Origin of the sequence: Marichromatium gracile (assembly GCF_004343155.1) — a bacterium.
GTDB classification, from domain to species: domain Bacteria; phylum Pseudomonadota; class Gammaproteobacteria; order Chromatiales; family Chromatiaceae; genus Marichromatium; species Marichromatium gracile.
This window is the reverse complement of record NZ_SMDC01000003.1, coordinates 40,431-60,013: the sequence shown is the minus strand read 5'-3', so window position 1 is coordinate 60,013 and position 19,583 is coordinate 40,431. Positions and strand designations below refer to the sequence as shown.

At 68.6% G+C, this 19,583-nt stretch carries 19 protein-coding genes; 4 read left to right on the top strand and 15 right to left on the bottom strand.

Annotated elements, in window-relative coordinates; all coding sequences use genetic code 11:
- Positions 1-49 precede the first annotated feature (49 nt).
- A complete protein-coding gene (mgtE, locus tag EDC29_RS05845; RefSeq protein WP_123139542.1) occupies positions 50-1,411 on the top strand; it encodes a magnesium transporter in 1,362 nt (453 codons plus the stop codon).
- Between the two features lie 7 nt (positions 1,412-1,418).
- On the opposite strand, the gene EDC29_RS05840 is transcribed toward mgtE, so the two are convergent.
- From EDC29_RS05840 to EDC29_RS05830, 3 genes are all read right to left on the bottom strand, one after another.
- Positions 1,419-2,891 carry a phosphomannomutase gene (locus tag EDC29_RS05840; protein ID WP_132228984.1) on the bottom strand — a complete coding sequence of 491 codons (1,473 nt, stop codon included), beginning with the start codon at positions 2,889-2,891 and terminating at the stop codon, positions 1,419-1,421.
- A 595-nt stretch (positions 2,892-3,486) separates the two neighbouring features.
- Positions 3,487-4,311, bottom strand: a complete 825-nt coding sequence (speD, locus tag EDC29_RS05835; RefSeq protein WP_123139544.1) for an adenosylmethionine decarboxylase — start codon at positions 4,309-4,311, stop codon at positions 3,487-3,489.
- Between the two features lie 37 nt (positions 4,312-4,348).
- Positions 4,349-4,804: an OsmC family protein gene (locus tag EDC29_RS05830; RefSeq protein WP_132228982.1), complete on the bottom strand. Its 456-nt coding sequence runs from the start codon at positions 4,802-4,804 to the stop codon at positions 4,349-4,351.
- 150 nt (positions 4,805-4,954) lie between these two features.
- On the opposite strand from EDC29_RS05830, the gene crp reads away from it, so the two are divergent.
- A complete protein-coding gene (gene crp, locus EDC29_RS05825) occupies positions 4,955-5,611 on the top strand; it encodes a cAMP-activated global transcriptional regulator CRP (RefSeq protein ID WP_005224498.1) in 657 nt (218 codons plus the stop codon).
- Positions 5,612-5,814: 203 nt separating this feature from the next.
- Here the strand turns inward: crp and trpC are convergent, their stop codons facing one another.
- The 8 genes from trpC to djlA all read right to left on the bottom strand — a co-directional run bounded on the left by trpC (position 5,815) and on the right by djlA (position 13,251).
- Complete coding sequence (gene trpC, locus EDC29_RS05820) at positions 5,815-6,618, bottom strand: indole-3-glycerol phosphate synthase TrpC (RefSeq protein WP_132228980.1); 804 nt, start codon at positions 6,616-6,618, stop codon at positions 5,815-5,817.
- A gap of 10 nt (positions 6,619-6,628) precedes the next feature.
- Entirely contained in the window at positions 6,629-7,669 is a 1,041-nt protein-coding gene (trpD, locus tag EDC29_RS05815; RefSeq protein WP_123139546.1) for an anthranilate phosphoribosyltransferase, read from the bottom strand.
- Positions 7,669-8,253 (bottom strand): anthranilate synthase component II, encoded by a 585-nt coding sequence (locus tag EDC29_RS05810; protein WP_123139547.1) that lies wholly within the window; start codon positions 8,251-8,253, stop codon positions 7,669-7,671. Before EDC29_RS05810 ends, trpD begins: the two co-directional genes overlap by 1 nt.
- Positions 8,254-8,255: 2 nt before the next feature.
- Entirely contained in the window at positions 8,256-9,755 is a 1,500-nt protein-coding gene (gene trpE, locus EDC29_RS05805) for an anthranilate synthase component I (protein WP_123139548.1), read from the bottom strand.
- Positions 9,756-9,896: 141 nt separating this feature from the next.
- On the bottom strand, positions 9,897-10,589 hold the full coding sequence (locus EDC29_RS05800) for a phosphoglycolate phosphatase (protein WP_123139549.1): 693 nt from the start codon (positions 10,587-10,589) through the stop codon (positions 9,897-9,899).
- Complete coding sequence (rpe, locus tag EDC29_RS05795) at positions 10,589-11,281, bottom strand: ribulose-phosphate 3-epimerase (protein WP_123139550.1); 693 nt, start codon at positions 11,279-11,281, stop codon at positions 10,589-10,591. Before rpe ends, EDC29_RS05800 begins: the two co-directional genes overlap by 1 nt.
- An 82-nt stretch (positions 11,282-11,363) precedes the next feature.
- Complete coding sequence (locus tag EDC29_RS05790; protein ID WP_132228978.1) at positions 11,364-11,861, bottom strand: hypothetical protein; 498 nt, start codon at positions 11,859-11,861, stop codon at positions 11,364-11,366.
- 577 nt (positions 11,862-12,438) lie between these two features.
- Positions 12,439-13,251, bottom strand: coding sequence for a co-chaperone DjlA (gene djlA, locus EDC29_RS05785; RefSeq protein ID WP_123142517.1), 813 nt, complete (start codon positions 13,249-13,251; stop codon positions 12,439-12,441).
- Positions 13,252-13,424: 173 nt separating this feature from the next.
- On the opposite strand from djlA, the gene EDC29_RS05780 reads away from it, so the two are divergent.
- Entirely contained in the window at positions 13,425-14,456 is a 1,032-nt protein-coding gene (locus EDC29_RS05780) for an NADP(H)-dependent aldo-keto reductase (protein ID WP_132228976.1), read from the top strand.
- Positions 14,457-14,469: 13 nt separating this feature from the next.
- Here EDC29_RS05780 and EDC29_RS05775 read toward each other — a convergent pair whose 3' ends face one another.
- The gene (locus EDC29_RS05775) at positions 14,470-15,384 is read right to left on the bottom strand and encodes a PfkB family carbohydrate kinase (protein ID WP_243695632.1); all 915 of its coding nucleotides are present in this window, start codon (positions 15,382-15,384) and stop codon (positions 14,470-14,472) included.
- Positions 15,374-16,888, bottom strand: a complete 1,515-nt coding sequence (locus EDC29_RS05770; protein ID WP_132228974.1) for a formylglycine-generating enzyme family protein — start codon at positions 16,886-16,888, stop codon at positions 15,374-15,376. Before EDC29_RS05770 ends, EDC29_RS05775 begins: the two co-directional genes overlap by 11 nt.
- 190 nt (positions 16,889-17,078) lie before the next feature.
- Between EDC29_RS05770 and EDC29_RS05765 the strand changes: the two genes are divergently transcribed.
- Positions 17,079-18,383, top strand: coding sequence for a DUF3422 family protein (locus EDC29_RS05765; protein ID WP_123139556.1), 1,305 nt, complete (start codon positions 17,079-17,081; stop codon positions 18,381-18,383).
- Between the two features lie 21 nt (positions 18,384-18,404).
- On the opposite strand, the gene EDC29_RS05760 is transcribed toward EDC29_RS05765, so the two are convergent.
- Both EDC29_RS05760 and rnk read right to left on the bottom strand, forming a co-directional pair.
- Positions 18,405-18,944, bottom strand: coding sequence for a retropepsin-like aspartic protease family protein (locus EDC29_RS05760; RefSeq protein WP_123142513.1), 540 nt, complete (start codon positions 18,942-18,944; stop codon positions 18,405-18,407).
- Between the two features lie 138 nt (positions 18,945-19,082).
- Entirely contained in the window at positions 19,083-19,496 is a 414-nt protein-coding gene (gene rnk, locus EDC29_RS05755) for a nucleoside diphosphate kinase regulator (RefSeq protein WP_062273124.1), read from the bottom strand.
- Positions 19,497-19,583: the final 87 nt, after the last annotated feature.

Here is a 19,583-nt window from a genome sequence, read left to right as displayed (position 1 = left end):
CACCCCGCGCCCGGCGAGCGCCTCCCAATCACAGCAGCCACGGGCAGCCATGACAGCCGCAGCACCCAGCACCACTGACGACCAGCGTTTCGCCGATCTTCACCAGGTTCTCGAGCAGGGCGCCATGCGCAAGGCCGCGCGCATGCTCAATGCACTGCAGCCGGCCGAGATCGCCCACCTGCTGGAGTCGCAGCCGCCCAAGGAGCGCGAGCTGGTGTGGAGTCTGGTCGATGCCGAGTACGACGGCGAGATCCTCACCTATCTCAACGACGACGTGCGCGAGCAGCTGATCAGCCAGATGGACGCCGGCGAGCTGGTCGCCGCCGTCGGCGGGCTCGACACCGACGACCTCGCCGACCTCATCCAGGACCTGCCGGTGACCATCACCAGCGAGGTCCTCAAGTCGCTCGACCAGCAGCGTCGCGAACGGCTGCAGACCGCCCTCGCCTTCCCCGAGGACAGCGCCGGCGGCTTGATGAACACCGACACCGTGACCGTCCGCCCCGAGGTCACGCTCGACGTGGTGATGCGCTATCTGCGCCGACTCAAGGACGGGCTGCCGGACATCACCGACAACCTCATCGTGGTCAACCGCGAGGGCTACTATCTCGGCGTACTCTATCTCACCGATCTGCTCACCCACGACCCCGAGGAGACGGTGGCCGAGGCGATGACCCTGGCGGTGCAGGCGATCCCGGCGACCTGGGGGGCGCGCGAGGTGGCCACCCGCTTCGAGCAGCACGACCTGGTCACCGCACCCGTGGTCGACGACTCGGGACTGCTGCTCGGGCGCATCACCGTCGACGACGTGATGGACGTCATCCGCGAGGAGGCCGAGCACCAGTTCCTCGGCCAGGCCGGTCTCTCCGAGACCGAGGACATGTTCGCCCCGGTGCTGCTCAGCGCGCGACGTCGCGCGCTGTGGCTCGGGGTGAACCTGCTCACCGCCTTCCTCGCCGCCTGGGTGATCGGTCGCTTCGAGGACACCATCCAGCAGGTGGTGGCGCTGGCGGTGCTGATGCCGGTGGTCGCCAGCATGGGCGGTATCGCCGGTACCCAGACCCTGACCCTGGCGATCCGCGGCCTGGCGATCGGTCAGCTCTCGAGCAAGAACGCCCGCTGGCTGCTGTGGAAGGAGCTGGCGGTGGCGGCGATCAACAGCGTGGTCTGGGCGGTGGTGGTGGCGGCGGTCGCCGCCTACTGGTTCGGCGATCCGCAGATCGCGCTGGTGATCGGCGTGGCGATCACCATCAACCTGCTCGCCGCCGCCCTCGCCGGGGCGCTGCTGCCGATGGCGCTGGAGCGCTTCGGCATCGACCCGGCGCTCGCCGGCGGGGTGATCCTCACCACCGTCACCGACGTGGTCGGCTTCGTCGCCTTCCTCGGGCTCGCCACCCTGTTCCTGGTCTGAGCCAGGCTCAGCCGCGCCAGCGCTCGAGCAGGGCCAGGGTCGCCTCGACCCGCGCCCGCGCACCTTCGGCGCTGTCGGCCTCGGCATAGACGCGCAGCTCCGGGGCGTTGCCCGAGGGGCGCAGATGGACGATCTCGCCGGCGGCGAAGGTGATCCGCAGCCCGTCGGTCTGGTCGACCTCGGCGACGGCGTCGAGCGCCTCACCGAACAAGGCGCCGATCGCCGCGGGATCGGCGGCGAGCGCAGCGATACGCGACTGCGCCTGCGCCGAGGGGAACTCGCGCAGCCGATCGCTCGCGGTGAAGCGTGGCGGCAGCTCGGCGGCGAGCGCGGCGAGCGGCAATGCGCGCGCGGCGCTCGCCTGCAGCAACGCGAGGGCGACGATCACCGCGTCGCGTGTCGGCAGCGCCGCCAGCACCCGCCCGTCGCGCTCGATGGCGCTGCCGAGCAGGAAACCACCATTGGCCTCATAACCGACCACCGGCGCCAGACCACGCCCGAGCAGCGTCGTCATCCCGGCGATCACATAGGGCGACCCGATACGGGTGCGCAGCACCTCGGTGAAGCCCCCGCAACGCTCGACTGCGGTATTGCTGCTCACCGGGGTGACCACCGCCGCGGCGCCGAGCTGGCGAGCGCAGAGGATGCCGGCGATATCCCCGCGCAGCCACTCGCCCCGGGCATCGGCGACCAGCGGGCGGTCGCCGTCGCCATCGGCCGAGACCAGCGCATCGAACGCGCCATCGGCGCACCACTCACGCGCCAGCGCGACGTCCTCGGGACGGATCGCCTCGGTATCGACCGGCACGAACCGATCGGCGCGCGCCAGCCGCCGCACCTCGGCGCCAAGTGCTTCGAGCAGCTCGGCGAGACAGTCGCGTGCCACGCTCGAGTGCTCGTAGACCCCGACCCGCAGCCCGCGCAGACAGCCCTCGGGGAAGAAGTCGAGATAGCGCCGCAGATAGGCGCCGCGCGCCGCGTCACTCGCCGGCGGCAGCGGCGCGGCGGCGGTGTCGACAAAGGCCCCCGCGGCGGTGAACAGCTCCCCGGGCGCGATCACCGGCAGGGCGCGGATCGCCGCCTCGTCGTCCTTGAGGATCTCGCCACTGGGCAGATTGAACTTGATGCCATTGCGGTCGTCCGGGATATGGCTGCCGGTGACCATCAGCGTCGGCACGCCCCGGGCAAGACCGTAGGCCGCAAGCGCCGGGGTGGGAATGCGACCGTGGTCGCGCGGTTCCAGACCGAGATCACGCGCGGCACGGGCACAGGCGCGGAGGATACGCTCGGTGCTCGGGCGCAGGTCGCCGGCGAGGCCGACCTCGGTGCCGGCAGCCAGCGCCCCCTGGTCACGAACATAACGGAGAAAGGCATGGGCATAGGCGTAACAGACCCGGTCGGTCATCGCCGTCGCCAGCCCACGAGCGCCACTGGTCCCGAACTTGACCCCAGAGGTCGTCATCAACTCGTCGATCAGCACCCTTGCCTCCCTTAGCTCTTCAACGCATGGCCGATTGCGACAGTCTAGAACCGCCAGCGGCCAGCGGCCAGCGGCCAGCGGCCAGCGGCCAGCGGCCAGCGGCCAGCGGATTGAACCGCAAAGCCGCGAAGAACGCCAAGGGATGAATAGCAACCAGCCGCCGGCCTCCAGTGGGCGCGCAGCCTCGACGACGGGCGCACTGACAACAGGCGGTTGAATCGCTCAGGTCGGAAGGCATTCGCAGGCGCGAGCGGGAGCGGTGGACCGTGGACGATCAGCCCACCGCGCGCTCTCATGACACTCTTTGCGTCCTTCGCGCCTTCGTGGTTCAGGTCTTATCCCGACCTGAACCGCAAAGCCGCGAAGAACGCCAAGGGATGAATGGCAACCAGCCGCCGGCCTCCAGTGGGCGCGCAACCTCGACGACGGGCGCACTGACAGCTGGAGGCTGGCAGCTGATAGCTGGAGGCTGGAAAGCGCGACCAGCTCCCGGCCACCAGCCTCCAGTGGGCGCCCGTCCTCGACGGCTGGCGCACTGACGACTGGTGGCTGGAGGCTGATCGCTGGCGGCTAAGACCCGACGGCTACGCCGCCGTCACGGGTCCATGAACTCGAGTTCGCGGCCGATGTTGCGGCCGTAGAAGATCTCGCTCAGCTCGCGGCGCAGCAGCTTGTGGATGCGCTTGTACTCGCGATCGGAGAGGTCCTTGGCCTTGATGCAGAAGAGATAGTCATCGACGCGGAAGTGCTTGAGGACCATCTTGGTGTGGAACATGTTCTCCTGATAGACGTTGACGTCCATCATCTGGAACTTGCGCTTGGTGTCGTTCGAGAGATAGTTCTGGATCGAGCTGATGTTGTGGTCGATGAAGTGCTTCTTGCCACGCACGTCGCGGGTGAAGCCGCGCACCCGGTAGTCCATGGTGACCACATCCGACTCGAAGGAGTGGATCAGATAGTTGAGCGCGCGCAGCGGCGAGATCCGACCACAGGTCGAGACGTCGATATCGGCGCGGAAGGTACTGATCCCGGTCTGGGGATTGGTCTCGGGATAGGTGTGGACGGTGATGTGGCTCTTGTCGAGATGCGCCACCACCGCCTCGGGCAGCGGCCCCGGGGTGGCGTTGTTCGACAACGCCTCGGCGGCGATCGGCTCCTCCGAGATCAGCATGGTCACCGAGGCACCCTGGGGCTCATAGTCCTGATGCGCGATGTTGAGGATATTGGCGCCGATGATCTCGGTGACATCGGTCAGGATCGCGGTCAGGCGCTCGGCGTTGTAGGCCTCGTCGATATACTCGATATAGGCCTCGCGCTGCTCGTCCGAGTCGGCGTAGCAGACATCGTAGATATTGAAACTGAGCGACTTGGTCAGGTTGTTGAACCCTTCCAGGCGCAGCTTCTTCAACGGATTGGGCATTCCTCAGGAACCTCGGAAACAACGGAAGGCGCGGGCGCTAACGTGGTGGCGCATCCGCAACGGAGACGGCTGTATCACGCAGCTCGAAGTCGTGGGTGATCTCGGCGGTGGCGCCGAGCATGATCGAGGCCGAGCAGTACTTCTCGGCGCTGAGCGCGATCGCGCGCTCGACCCGCTTGGGGTCGAGTCCCTGTCCGCTGACGATGAAGTGCGCATGGATCCGGGTGAAGACCTTGGGGTCGCGCTCGGCACGCTCGGCCGTGAGCTCGACCACGCAGTCGCTGACCTGCTGGCGGGCCTTGCGCAGGATCTGCATCACATCGAACTGGGTGCAGCCACCCATGCCGATCAACAGCAGCTCCATCGGTCGAGGACCGAGGTTGCGCCCCCCGTACTGGGGCGGTCCGTCCATCACCACTGAATGTTCGGACCCCGCATCGCCGGCCATGCCGACCATGGCCGCACCCTCGAGCCACTTCACCCGCGCTTTCATATCCCGTTTGCTCCCGTCTGCTCCGCCGTCACCCGCCAGGCCACGCCCGACCGACCCCGGCCTCGAACCGGGCGAAGGCTAACACAGTTCGACAATGCACAGCAGCATGCATAGAATCGTGAGACGACAAGGCGCTCTGGCAAGCTTCGCATGAGCATTCTGACACCACCGAAAAAGGACCCGCCCTGGCTGCAGCCCTTCCTGTCGCAGTGTCATACCAAGACCTACGACAAGAACGTGGACTTCATCCGCCAGGGCCAGCCAGCGGAAAGCCTCTACTATCTGATCGAGGGGTCGGCTGCCGCATTGATCGATGACGCCGACGAGCGGCGCACGATCATGCTCGCCTATATCAACAAGGGCGAGTTCATCGGCGAGATGGGGCTGTTCGTGCCGCAGAACACGCGCAGCGTGATCGTGCGCACCCGCACCAAGTGCAAGGTCGCCGAGATCACCTATCAGCGCCTCGACCGGCTGCTCGAGAACGAGTTCAAGGTCTATGCCAAGGACTTCCTCTACAGCGTCGGCTACCAGCTCTCCACCCGGCTGCGCCAGACCAGTCGCAAGGTCAGCCATCTGGCCTTCCTCGACGTCACCGGGCGCATCGCCGGAACACTGCTGGATCTCTGCAAGCAGCCCGACGCCATGACCCACCCCGACGGGATGCAGATCCGCGTCACCCGTCAGGAGCTCGGACGCATCGTCGGCTGCTCGCGCGAGATGGCGGGCCGGGTGCTCAAGAACCTCGAGGAGCAGGGGCTGGTCAGCGTCAAGGGCAAGACCATCGTGGTGTTCGGCACCCGCTGAACCCCGGACCACGCCGGCCACAGCCCCCCGGTCGGCGCATCACGCCCGGCGGCACGCTCGCGGCGCATCTCCCCCGATCACGACTCACGGACTCGCCCCCGCGCGCCGTCGGTGCGATCGTGCACGCACGGGCTCGGGGATGATGCGGGACGAGGACCCGACCGCCGCCGCGTCCTCTCGGCAGCGCGGTGCGGCGCCGGGGTCTAGTCGGCGAAGAACAGGGCGTGCAGCGCGGCGCCGGGGTCCTCGGCGCGCATGAAGGCCTCGCCGACGAGGAAGGCATTGACCCCGTGCCCGCGCATCCGGGTGACATCGGCACGCGCCAGGATCCCGCTCTCGGTCACCAGCAGTCGCTCTTCGGGTACCCGGTCGAGCAGTCCCAGGGTGGTCTCGAGACTGACCTCGAAGCTGCGCAGATCGCGGTTGTTGATACCGATCAGCTCACCGGGACAGGCCAGGGCGCGATCGAGCTCCTCGCCGTCGTGGACCTCGACGAGCACGTCGAGCCCAAGCTCGACGGCCAGGGCGCCGAGATCGCGGAGCTGGGCGTCGTCGAGACAGGCGGCGATCAACAGGATGGCGTCGGCGCCGATGGCACGCGCCTCGACGACCTGATAGGGGTCGATGATGAAGTCCTTGCGGATCACCGGCAGCGCGCAGGCCGCGCGCGCCTCGCGCAGATAGGTCTCGCTGCCCTGGAAGAAGTCGGCGTCGGTGAGCACCGAGAGACAGGCGGCGCCGGCGGCGGCGTAGCGCGCGGCGATCTCGGCCGGGACGAAGTGCTCGCGCAGCACCCCCTTGCTCGGGCTGGCCTTCTTCACCTCGGCGATCACCGCCGGGTCGCCGGCGGCGACACGCGCGCGCAGCGCCTGCGCGAAACCGCGCACCGGGGATTGCTCGGCGGCGGCGGCGCGCAACTCGGCGAGCGGGCGACGCGCGGCGCGCGCGCTCACCTCCTCGGCCTTGCGGTGGACGATCTTCTTCAGGATATCCGGGGTCTCTCGCATCTCTTCGTCCTCAAGTCGTGGCCAGCGCGGCTTCGAGACCGCCGGTCAGGGCGCACAGTCGATCGAGCCGGCGACGCGCCTCGCCGCTGTCGATCACCTCGGCGGCGCGCCCCACCCCCGCCGCCAACGAAGGCGCCCGCCCGGCGACATAGATCGCCGCGCCGGCATTGAGCAGCACCATCTCGCGCGCCGCGCCCGGCTCGCCGTCGAGCACCCCGCGCAACACCCGCAGACTCTCCTCCGGTCCCGACACCCGCACCTGCTCGAGTGCGGCGCGGGTCAATCCGAAGTCCTCCGGGCGCACGCTGTAGCGATGAATCTCACCGTCGCGCAGCTCGGCGATGTCGGTGCGCTCGCCGATGCTGATCTCGTCGAGCCCGTCGCGCGCGTGCACCACCATCACATGACGGCTGCCGAGCCGGCGCAACACCTCGGCCAGGGGTTCGAGCAGGTGCTCGGCGAACACCCCGAGCACCTGGTTGGAGACCCGTGCCGGATTGGTCAGCGGACCGAGCACGTTGAACAGGGTGCGCACCCCGAGCGCGCGACGCGGCTCGACCGCGTGCTTCATCGCGCTGTGATGCCCCGGGGCGAACATGAAGCCCACCCCGACCTCGTGGACACAGCGCGCCACCTCCGCCGGACTGAGATCGAGACGTACCCCGGCGGCCTCGAGCACGTCGGCCGCGCCGGACTTGCTCGACACCGAGCGGTTGCCGTGCTTGGCCACCCGGCAACCGGCGGCGGCGGCGACGAACATGCTGGTGGTGGAGACGTTGAAGGTCCCCGAGGCGTCGCCCCCGGTGCCGACGATGTCGACGGCATGATCGAGACCGTCGAGCTCGACCCCGGCGGCGAGATCGCGCATCACCGCCGCGGCGGCGGCGATCTCGGTGACCGACTCGCCCTTCATCCGCAGCGCGACCAGGAAGCCGGCGATCTGTGCCGCGCTCGCCCCCCCGGTCATGATGGTGTGCATCACCGCGCGCATCTGCGCGTCGTCGAGGTCACGTCGCTCGATACAGTGTGCAATGGCGTCCTTGATGTCCATCAGTCCCGATCCTCGATGAAGTTACGCAGCAGGTCGTGACCGTGATCGCTGAGGATCGACTCCGGATGGAACTGCACCCCCTGGATCGGCAGGGTGCGGTGTCGCACCCCCATGATTGCATCGAGCGCGCCGTCCTCGGTCTGCGTCCAGGCGGTCACCTCGAGACACTCGGGGAGGCTCTCGGGGTCGATCACCAGCGAGTGATAGCGGGTCGCCACGAAGGGGTCGGCGAGCCCGGCGAACACCCCGCAGGCGCGGTGGTACACCGGCGAGGTCTTGCCGTGCATCACCTCGCGGGCGCGGACGATGCGCGCGCCGAACACCTGACCGATCGACTGGTGACCGAGACAGACGCCGAGGATCGGCACCCGCCCGGCCATGGCGTCGATCAGCGCCATCGAGATCCCCGCCTCGTTGGGGGTGCAGGGTCCGGGGGAGATGACGATGCGCTCGGGGCGCATCGCCACCACCTCGTCGACCGTGCACTCGTCGTTGCGCACCACCCGCACCTCGGCGCCGAGTTCACCGAAATACTGCACCAGGTTGTAGGTAAAGGAGTCGTAGTTGTCGAGCATCAGCAACATGGTCATTCCCCCTTCAGCCCGCAGCCGTAACGATCGATGCCCATCTCGGCGGCACTCACCGCGCGGAAGATGGCGCGCCCCTTGTTCATGGTCTCCTGCCACTCCAGCTCGGGCTGGGAGTCGGCGACGATGCCGGCGCCGGCCTGGATGTGCAGGGTCCCGTCGCGAATCACCGCGGTACGGATGGCGATGGCGGTATCCATGTTGCCGTTCCAGGAGAGATAGCCCACCGCGCCGGAGTAGATCCCGCGCTTGACCGGTTCGAGTTCGTCGATGATCTCCATGGCGCGGATCTTCGGCGCGCCGGAGACGGTGCCCGCGGGGAAGGTCGCGCGCAGCACGTCGATCGCGCTCATCCCCTCGCGCAACCGCCCGGTGACGTTGGAGACGATGTGCATGACGTGCGAGTAGCGCTCGATCACCATCTTGTCGGTGAGGCGCACGCTGCCGATCTCCGAGACCCGGCCGGCGTCGTTGCGCCCGAGGTCGATCAGCATCAGGTGCTCGGCCAGCTCCTTGGGGTCACTCAGCAGGTCGCGTTCGAGCGCCTGGTCCTCGGCCTCGTTGGCGCCGCGCTTGCGCGTCCCGGCGATCGGGCGCACGGTCACCTCCTCTTCCTCCAGCCGGGTGAGGATCTCCGGCGAGGAGCCGACGATCTGGAACTCGCCGAAGTCGAGGAAGTACATGTAGGGCGAGGGATTGAGCCCGCGCAGTGCGCGATAGAGATCGAGCGGCGGGGCCTTGAAGGGGATCGACAGACGCTGCGAGAGCACCACCTGCATGCAGTCGCCGGCAAGGATATAGTCCTTGGTCCGCTCGACCGCGTCCTTGAAGCCCTGCTCGGTGAAGCCGGAGACGAAGTCGCTCTCGTCGACCTGGCGGCGCTCGCCGCTGTGGTGCGGCACCAGCGGTCGACACATGCGCTCGGTGAGCGCGTTGATCCGCGCCTGCCCCGACTCCAGGGTGTCGCCCGCGGTGGGGTCGAGGTGGAGGACGATATAGAGCCGACCGCTGAGGTTGTCGAACACCACCACCTCGTCGGAGACCATCAGCAGGATGTCCGGGGTGTCGAGCTGATCGGGATTGGGCGAGTCGCCGAGCCGGGGCTCGATATAGCGGATGGTGTCGTAACCGAAATAGCCCACCAGACCGCCGGTGAAACGCGGCAGCCCCTCGACGTCGAAGGCCTCGAAACGCGCCTGATAGGACTCGATCCAGGCCAGCGGGTCGGCGACCTGGTGCGACTCGATCACGGCGCCGTCGCGCTCCAGGCTGACCTCGTGACCACGCACCCGCAGCAGGGTGCGACAGGGCAGGCCGATGATCGAGTAGCGTCCCCATTTCTCGCCGCCCTGGACGGACTCGAAGAGATAGGAGTTGGCGCCGGCGGCGAGCTTGAGATAGACGCTCAGCGGGGTCTCGAGGTCGGCGAGGACCTCGCTGACGAGCGGAATGCGGTTATAGCCCTGCTCGGCGAGGGCACAAAAGGTCTCGGGAGTCATGTGGATCTCCTGACGGCTGAGTTTGGACGATAGGGGTCAGACGAAGGCGACTTAGCGTCGCCATCGCCACCCTACCGTCACTCGAGCCGCGTCGATCCACATGATGTGTCAGAGTCCGTTTGCCGTGTCGTCGCCCCGCGCTCAGCGGGACGGGGCCAGTATCCCGGTCAATTCGGTCAGCGAGTCGATGACCGCGTCGGGACCGCTGTCGCGGATGTCCTGGCCGTGATTGTACCCATAGCTGGTGCAAATAATACCGAATTTTGCCGCTCGTGCAGCACGCACATCGCTCACCGAGTCGCCGACCATCAGCGAGGCGGCCGGGTCGGCGCCGAAATGACGCGCCGCATGCTGCAGCGGTAACGGATCGGGCTTGCACGCCGGCAGGGTATCGCCGCTGATGATGATGCCAAAGTCCTCGTAGAGCCCGAGATGACGCAGCAGCGGCCCGGTGAAGCGCGCCGCCTTGTTGGTCACCAACCCGAGCGGATAACCGGCCGCCTTGAGGAAATCCAGCCCCTCGCGCACCCCGGGATAGAGCGCGGCGCGCTCGAAGGTGTACTCGGCATAGAGTTCGAGGAAGATCGGATAAGCGCGGTCGAACTCGCTCGCATCGGGCTCGCCATCGAGCGCGCCGACCAGGGCGCGGCGCACCAGCCGCTCGAGCCCGTTGCCGACCCAGTTGCGCACTGCCGCCTCGCCACAGGGCGCACGGCCCAGACGCGCCAGCATGGTATCGACGCAGTAGGCGAGGTCGGGGACGCTGTCGACCAGGGTGCCGTCGAGATCGCAGAGCACCATCTGCGGGCGGAGGAGCGAGGCGGCGGCGGTCATCAGCGCCCCGCCCCGGCCAGCGCCTCGCGCATCTGGCCGATGATGGTGTCGTAGCGGTTGGGGTCCTCGACGCGGCCCTTGCCGAAGATGCCGGAACCGGAGACGAAGGTGTCGGCGCCGGCGGCCTTGATCTCGGCGATGTTGTCGACCTTGACCCCGCCGTCGATCTCGAGACGGATGTCACGACCGCTGGCATCGATGCGACGGCGCGCCTCGCGCAGCTTGTCGAGGGTCGCGGGGATGAAGCTCTGGCCACCGAAGCCGGGGTTGACCGACATCAGCAACACCATGTCGACCTTGTCCATCACATAGTCGAGATAGCTCAGCGGCGTGGCCGGGTTGAACACCAGCCCCGACTTGCAGCCCTGGTCGCGGATCAGCTGCAGGCTGCGGTCGACGTGCTCGCTGGCCTCGGGGTGGAAGGTGATGTAGCTCGCCCCGGCGGCGGCGAAGTCGGGGATGATGCGATCGACCGGCTTGACCATCAGGTGCACGTCGATCGGGGCCTCGACCCCGTGCTTGCGCAGCGCCTCGCACACCAGCGGGCCGATGGTGAGGTTGGGCACGTAATGGTTGTCCATGACATCGAAGTGAACGATGTCGGCGCCGGCGGCCAGCACCTGATCGACCTCCTCGCCGAGCCGGGCGAAGTCGGCCGAGAGGATCGATGGCGCAATCAGGTCTCGAGTCATGGCTAGGTCCCCCTGGATTCGTTTTTTCGGCGTCGCGCCCCGGGTAGGGCGCGGACTGGATCGATGCGCGCGTCGCGCGGCCTCAGAGCCCCAGCGGCGGCGACAGCGTGAAGGACACGCCCGGCGCCTCGTCATACTCGGCGTCGCCCTCCTCCCACTCGAGCGAGCCCATGCTGTGGGCGTCGCGCCAATAGGTCTGATAGAACTCGAGCATGGGGTTGTCGAGCACCTGACTGGGCGCACCGAGGGTCGATTCGAGCTGATCGCGACTGGCGCGATACCAGTCGAGCCCGGCGTCCTCCTTGATGAAGGAGATCGCCGCCAGACGACCATCGACGAAGCGGTAGATGCGTTGATCGAAGCGCACATCGCCGACCGTGGGGGCGGCGGAGGGATCGACACAGAGGGTGAACTCGCGGCCCTGGAAACGCTCCTGGTGCAGCACCTCGAAGCCCGCCGGGCGGTCATCGTTCCAGTCCATGCCACCGAGTGCCTGATCGAGTCCGGCGGCGAGCGCCTGGCCTCCACACAGCAGCGCCAGCGCACCGATCAAACCGTACCCTTTCGCTCTACCGCTCATCCTACAGTACCGCCGTTGGTCATCTCCTTAGAGCGCCCGAGTATAGGCAGAGCCCGCACACGGGTGCAATGACAGGCCGGCGCCAGCGAACAGCGAACAGCGAACAGCGAACAGCGAACAGCGAACAGGAGATTGAACCGCCAAGATACCGTCTTGCCCGTCAATCGCCGATCATGCACACCAGCCTCGCCTACTGGAGGCTGGATGCTGATCGCTGGAAGCTGATTCGAACCGCAAAGCCGCAAAGCACGCAAAGGAAAGGTAGAGCCTCCAGCGACCAGGCTCCAGTCACCAGTGGGTGTGCGTCCTCGGCAGCAGCACGGCCTGCCATCACCTTGGCGCCGGTGTCAGCGACCAGCGACCACTGGCCGCTGGTCGCTGACAACTTGAACACCTTTGCGCTCTTTGCGGCTTGGCGGTTCAATCCTCCCGGCTGGCGGCTGGCGGCTGGCGGCTGGCGGCTGGCGGCTGGCGGCTGATGGCTGATGGCTGATGGCTGATGGCTGATGGCTTGAATCCCTTCGCGCCCTTTGCGGTTCAAACTTCCTGGCGGCTGGCAAGCGCCAAGCGGCGGCACTCACCCGCGGGCGCGGGTGATGGTCTCGTAGGCGCGGCGGATCTCCTGGGTCTTCTGCGAGGCGGCGCGGATCTGCGCCTCGCTCACCCCCTGCGAGACCAGCTTGTCGGGGTGGTGCTGACTCATCAACCGGCGATAGGCATGCTTGACCTCGGCGTCGCTCGCCCGGGCGCGGAGGCCGAGCACGGCATAGGCGCGTGAGAGCGGCAGCTCGCGCCGCGGCGCCGCGCCAGGCCCGGCGGAGCTGTCGCCACCGGCATCGCGGACCCGACGCTGCAGCGAGACCAGCAGCTCGATGCGTCGATAGGCGCCGTTGGAGACCTCGAGCCCGCGCCGGATGGTCTCGAGCGCGGCGCGCTGCGCGCGCGAGGGCGGACCGTCGACATAGGCCATCGACAGCGCCACCTCGAGCAGCAGATGCAGCATCGGCCCCTGACCGGCGGCGACCTCGTGCAGCGCCGCGATCTCGGGCGCCAGCGCGAACTCCGGCGCCTTGCCGGCGCCGAACAGCGCGATCGCGCTCTGGCGCTGAGGCGCGCCCAATCCCATCCGGGTCATCACCGATTCGGCATAGGCGATCTCGGCCTTGCTCACCCGGCCATCGGCCTTGGCCACATGCCCCATGACACGGAACCCGGCCTCGAAGAAGCGCTGCTGGATACGCGAACGCTGCTCCAGGGTGAGCCGCTCTCCCCCCTTGGCGCTCCAGCCACGATCGACGCCACGCCCGAGCGCGGCGCCGAACAGGGCACCGAGCGGACCGCCGAACACCAACCCGAGACCGCCGGCGACGGCCGTACCGAACCAGCGCATGCATGTACTCCGTATGATGATTGCGAGATCAGGATGTCGGGCCGGGCCCACGAACACCAGGGGCCGGCGCAGGCTCGCAAGACTAGCACGGCACAGCGGGCCTAACCCGTCCGGTTTGGAGGGGTTGCTAAGATGGTGCGATCACCACTTCGCAGCGGTCACAGGAGACCCAGATGCACTACAGACGACTCGGCCGCACCGACCTCGAGGTCAGCGCACTCTGTCTCGGCACCATGACCTTCGGCGAGCAGAACAGCGAGACCGAGGCGCACGCCCAGCTCGACCGCGCCCGCGCCGCCGGGATCAACCTCATCGATACCGCCGAGGTCTATCCGGTCCCGCCCCGCGGCGAGACCCAGGGGCGCACCGAGACCTATATCGGCAACTGGCTCAGACAGCGCGGCTGTCGCGACGAGATGGTGCTCGCCACCAAGGTCGCCGGTCCTGCCGACTGGCTGCCGCATCTGACCCGGCGGCTCGACCGGCACAACATCGCCAGCGCGATCGAGGGCAGCCTGCGCCGCCTGCAAACCGAGGTGATCGATCTCTACCAGCTGCACTGGCCGGATCGTCAGACCAACTTCTTCGGTCGGCTCGGCTACAGCCCCACCGAGATCGACGACAGCGTGCCGCTGCACGAGAGCCTGGAGGCGCTCGCCGAGCTGGTGCGCGCCGGCAAGATCCGCCATGTCGGCCTCTCCAACGAGACCCCCTGGGGGCTGATGCACGCCCTGACCCTGGCCGAGCAGCACGGTCTGCCCCGGGTGGCGAGCATCCAGAACCCCTACAACCTGCTCAACCGCACCTTCGAGATCGGCCTCGCGGAGGTCGCACTGCGCGAGGACTGCGGTCTGCTCGCCTACTCGCCGCTGGCCTTCGGCGTACTCTCGGGCAAGTATCTCGACGGCCAGCGCCCGGCCGGGGCGCGAATCACGCGCTTCTCGCGCTTCAAGCGCTACAACAACCCCCAGGCCGAAGCGGCCACCGCCGAGTACGTCGCCCTCGCCCGTCGCCACGGTCTCGACCCGGCGCAGATGGCGCTGGCCTGGGTCAACACCCGTCCTTTCGTCTCCAGCACCATCCTCGGCGCCACCACGCTCGAGCAGCTCGAGCACAACCTCGGCAGCCTCGAGATCACGCTCGACGCCGCACTGCTCGCCGAGATCGAGGCGATCCAGACCCGCTGGCCCAACCCATCCCCCTGAGCCGGCCCAGGGTTCAGTCGAGCACGCCGGCGGTCGCGAGCGCCGCATCGATCAGGTCGTCGAGACCGGGCCGGGCGCACTTGAACCCGGCCAGCCGCACCGCCCGCGCGCTCGCCTCCGCCAGCTCGAGCCCACGCAGCAGGCCGTCGATCACCCCGGCGTTGAGACAATCGCCCGCGCCCAGGCTGTCGACCACCCGCGCCAGCGGCCAGGCCGGATGATGACGCGGGGCGGCGCCGGGCACCCGGCTCCAGGCACCGCCCTCGCCCCAGCCGAGCACCCAGCAAGCCTGTGGCGCCAGCGGTGCCAAGGTCGCGAGCGCCCGCGCCGGCGTCTTGCCACCACCGGCGCGCGCATGATCGCGCCCGACCAGCACCAGGTCGGCCAGCGCGGCCAGCGACTCGATCCCGGGACGCGCTTTCTCCAGCTCGACCGAGATCCGCGCCCGCGGACGCAGTCGCCGCACCCGGCGCATCATCTCGGCGGTCTCGGCGGGGTTGCGGCCCTCGAAGTGCACCCAGTCGAACCCGTCGAGTCCGACGCGGGCGAAGCCTGCGGCATCGAGCTCGGGAAGATCGCGATGATGGACGATGGTGCGACTGCCGGAAGCACGGCTGAGGGTGACGTAGGAGGTCGGGGTGGCGGCCCCGGCGACCCGTTCCACCGCGGCGAGCGCGATCCCGCGCCGCGCCAGATCGGCGGCGATGAAGCGTCCCCCGGCATCGTCGGCCAGGGTACCGCTCCAGGCACAGCGCCACCCGAGCTGGGCCAGCACCGCCAGGGTATTGGTGGCATTGCCACCACGCGCCCGACGCTGCGCCAGGGCGCGCACCTCGGCATCCTCGGGCGGATAGTCGGCGACCTCGTTGATCAGATCGAGCGTGGCCACACCGACGGCAAGCACCCGCGAACCGGACTCAGGGGTCACGGGCGACCCGGAAACCGAGCATGTTGAGCTGGGTCCGCGGCGGGAAGTGCTGGCGCGCATAGGTGCGGATCGCCGTCGACGGCTGGCTGAAGGAGCCACCGCGGGCGACACGCTCGGTACAACCACCGTCGACCCGGGGACTGCCGTCGACGGGTGCATCCTGATAGCCGAAGACATAACAGTCGGCAACCCATTCCATGACATTACCGGCGGTATCGAACAGACCGAAGGGGTTGGCCCGCAGGCTGCCGATCGGGGCGCTGGAGCGTCGATCCCACTCGCTGCCGCAATCGAAACAAACCGCACGCCCCGGCTCCTTGCCGAACCCCCACCAGTAGGACCCCGTCCCGCCGGCGCGGGCGGCATACTCCCACTCGGCCTCGGAGGGCAGCCGGTAGCGATGACCGCTCGCGCGCGAGAGCCAGGCAACATAGGCGCTCGCATCCTCCCAGCTCACCCCGACCACCGGCCGGTCGCCACGCCCCCAGCCGTAATCGTCCGGCAAGGGACGTCCGCTGGCGCGGGCGAAGCGATCGTAGTCGGCGAAGGTGACCTCGTAGGCGCCGATCAGGAAGGCGTCCACCCTCACCTGGTGCGCGGGCATGTGGTCGGTGCGGGCGAGCGAGTTGTAGCCCATGCGGAAGCTGCCCCCGGGCAGCTCCACCAGCTCGGGACCAAAGGCGCCGTCGGCCAACCGGTCGCGCAGCAGCAGCGGCATCTGCTCGGCGCGCGGCGGCGCAGTGGCCGGGATCAAGGGGCGCGCGGTCACGGTCGGCGGCGGCGCGGGCGCTGCCGGGGACGATGTGGCCGGCTCCGGCGGCTCGGCCCAGATCAGCTCGGCCGGTCCATCGGAGAGCGACATCGCCGAGAACCAGACACGCAACTGCGGCAGGAAGACCGCGAGGCTGATCAGCACCAGCACCACCAGTACCAGACCGATGACCAGCCGTCCCTCGCGCTGCCCCCGTACGTACGCCAACGACGGCGACGGCGACGAGACCGGTGGGCGCGGCGGCGCCGCCGCACGGGCTGGGGCTGCACGGGCTGGGGCTGCACGGGGCGACGGCGGTGAGGCCGCAGCCGGGGGCGGCGAGAGTGGCGCACCATAGGCACGTTTCTGCAGCCAGGCCATCTCCTGACGCATGCGTTCGAGCTCACGCTGGGTCTCGCGCAGCGAGCTGTCGCGTTGCTCGAAGGCCTGCTGCAACCCGTCGAAGGCGAGATTGCGATCCTCGAGCAGGTCCTCGAGCCGCTGGCACTCGTCGGTGATCCGCGCCAGCGCCTGCTCCTTCACGCCCAGCGTCTGGCGCAACAGGGTCAGCTCCTGCTGCAGCGCCAGGCGCTCGGTCTCGGAGGCCACGCTGTCCTCGACGGCCTGCTCGCGCGCCACCAGGCGACGGTTGAGGCGGTCGATCTCGCGCGCAGCCTGCTCGCGCATCTGCTCGAGCGAGTCGCGCAGGGTCCGGGCCTCGCCGACACCGGTCTCCTCAGTTGGTTCGGACATGGTGAGTCGTCGTCGTTCTTGAGCGGCGCGCCCGCCAGCCACCAAGGGCCTTCGCGAACGCTATCGGACACCCATTGTCCGGGCACCCATCCGATTTTGCCAGGCGGGCGACGGAACCTCGCCCACGCGCGCCGGTCATCCTTTTCCGCTACTCTGAGCACCCGTGTCAACAACGAGCCTGTTTCAATCGATGTCCCCGGCCTTCAAGGAACACCCGCTGCGTCATTCGGTCACCGCCGAGCTGCACGCGCGCACCTTCGACCCGCTGCCTTCCCCTGCACGCGTCTTCCACCTTGCCGCGGTCTGTGGCGAGCGACGCAGCGGGGCCAATGCCGAGCACCTGCTGCGACTGCTCGATCATTTCGGCGTGCGTCGCCCCGAGCAGGTCGGGCAGTACTATGCGGTCGATCTCGGCGGCGGGCTGTGGCTGCGCTGGGAGCGCCATACCGAGTTCGTGACCTATACCTTCAGCCGTCACGAACGCTTCAACCACCCCTTCACCGACCCGCTGATCAACGAGCTGCCACAGGACTGGCTGCGCGAGATCCCGGGACAGGTGGTCACCGCCACCGCGCTGGCGCTGGAGTCGTGCGAGATGCCCGAGCGCGGCAGCAACGAGCTGCTGGCGCTGTTCGAGGGCAACCCCTTCATCGGCTCCGAGGTGGTCGGTGGTTCGAGCCGCGCCTGGTCGGACCTGCGCATCCACAGCGACGGCTATTCACGCATCCTGCTGCGTGACTGCGGGCTGTCGGAGAACCAGGCCGGGCGCCTGGCCAAGCGCATCCTCGAGGTCGATGCCTACCGCGCGATGGCGCTGCTCGGGCTGCCGGCGGCACGCGAGGCCACGCGCGCGCTGAGCGAGGCCGAGCGCCGCCTGGTGGCGCTGGCCGCGCGCATGACCGAGGGCAATGACCACGACCGCGGCGCCAGCGAGAGCGAACTGCTCGCCGAGCTCACCACCCTGGCCACCGAGATCGAGACCGTCGCCGCGCGCACCATCTATCGCTTCGAGGCCTCGCGCGCCTACTACCGCATCGTCCAGCAGCGGCTCGAACAGCTGCGTCAGCGTCGTATCGAAGGGCTGCAGACCTTCACCGAGTTCCTCGAGGCGCGGCTGGCCCCGGCGATCGCCACCTGCGACTCCACCCGCGAGCGGCAACAGGACCTGGCCAAGCGCGCCGCACGGCTGGCGAGCCTGCTGCGCGCGCGTGTCGAGGTCGACCTGCAGCACCAGAACCGCGGGCTGCTCGAATCGATGGACCGGCGCGCCCGGATCCAGCTCAGGCTGCAGGAGACGGTCGAGGGGCTGTCGGTGATCGCCATCGGCTACTACGGCGTCGGCCTGGTCGGCTATGCCCTCAAGGGTCTGGAGGCCCAGGGGCTGCTACCGATCGACGCGACCCTCGGCATGGGGCTCTCGGTGCCGATCGTGGTCGGTGCCGCCTGGCTCGGACTCAAGCGGATGAAGCGCCGGCTGCTCGACGGTCACCACTGAGCGGACGGGGCGCGACAGCGCTCAGTCCCCGCCCAGGGGACGCAGCGACAGGGTGCCGTCGCGCAGCACCACCTCCATGTGCTTGAGATAGGACATGCCGAGCAGCGCCTCCTCGCCCTGCATGTTGGGCAGCACCGTGGCCTTGACGTTGGTGACCGCCAACCCGCCGACGTCGACCCGTTCGAGGGTTGCGTGCCAGGTCGCCACGTTGCCGTTACCGGTCTTGCTGTAACCGCCGCTCCTCAGCCTCAGGCCGAGACGCTGGGCGAGCAGGTAGGGCATGGCGACATCAGCCGAGCCGGTATCGACGAGGAAGTCGACCGGATGGCCGTTGATCTGCCCGGTGGCGACGTACTGATCGACCTGGTTGGGCTCGAGCACCACCGCGGGCACGCCGTCGCTACCGAGATAGGCGACCGGACGCGGATTGGGGTTATGGCGCTGGCCGAGCTGAGTCCCGACCAGGGCGACCAGGGTCAGCGCCGCGGCCAGCAGCAGCAACGAGCCGAAGCGACGGCGCAGCGACGGCGGCAGGGTGACGGGGCGGAGCGAAGGTTTCATCACGGGCATGTCCCTGGACGAACTGGGGAGAGGAGACGGCGGTCTCGCCGGTATCCGGGCCCGCCTGGGCGAACCCCGGCGACGTCTCGCGCGCGGCGGAGACGGCCGGAGTGTAACCCAGGCGAGGCGTGGCCACCCTCAGCGGTGATACTCGCCGCTGCGCTCGGGCTGATAGAGGACCTCCTCGATGCACACCCGCATCAGCGTGCCACCGGGACGCGGCCAGTCGATCTCGGCGCCCTCGGCGAGCCCGAGCAGCGCGCTGCCGACCGGCGCGAGGATGGAGACGGTGCCGCCCTCGGGGTCGACGTCCTTGGGATAGACCAGGGTCAGCACGAAGGTCTCGTCGGAGGACGAGACCCGCACCCGCACCCGGGAGTTCATGGTCACCACGTTTGCGGGCACCTGCTCCGAAGCGACGATCTCGGCGCGTTCGAGCTCCTCCTCGAGGTTGTCGCGTCCCGGGACGCCATCGGCAGGCAGGGTATCGAGCAATCGCTGCAGACGCTCGAAATCGGTTTCCGAAACGATCAGGGGTGGTTTCTGGCTCACGGTGTCATCTCGATGGAAAAGACCAGTCCGCGCCCCCTCATGGGGCGCTCGACATCAGGGATCGGGGCCGGCGCGCCAAGCGCGCGG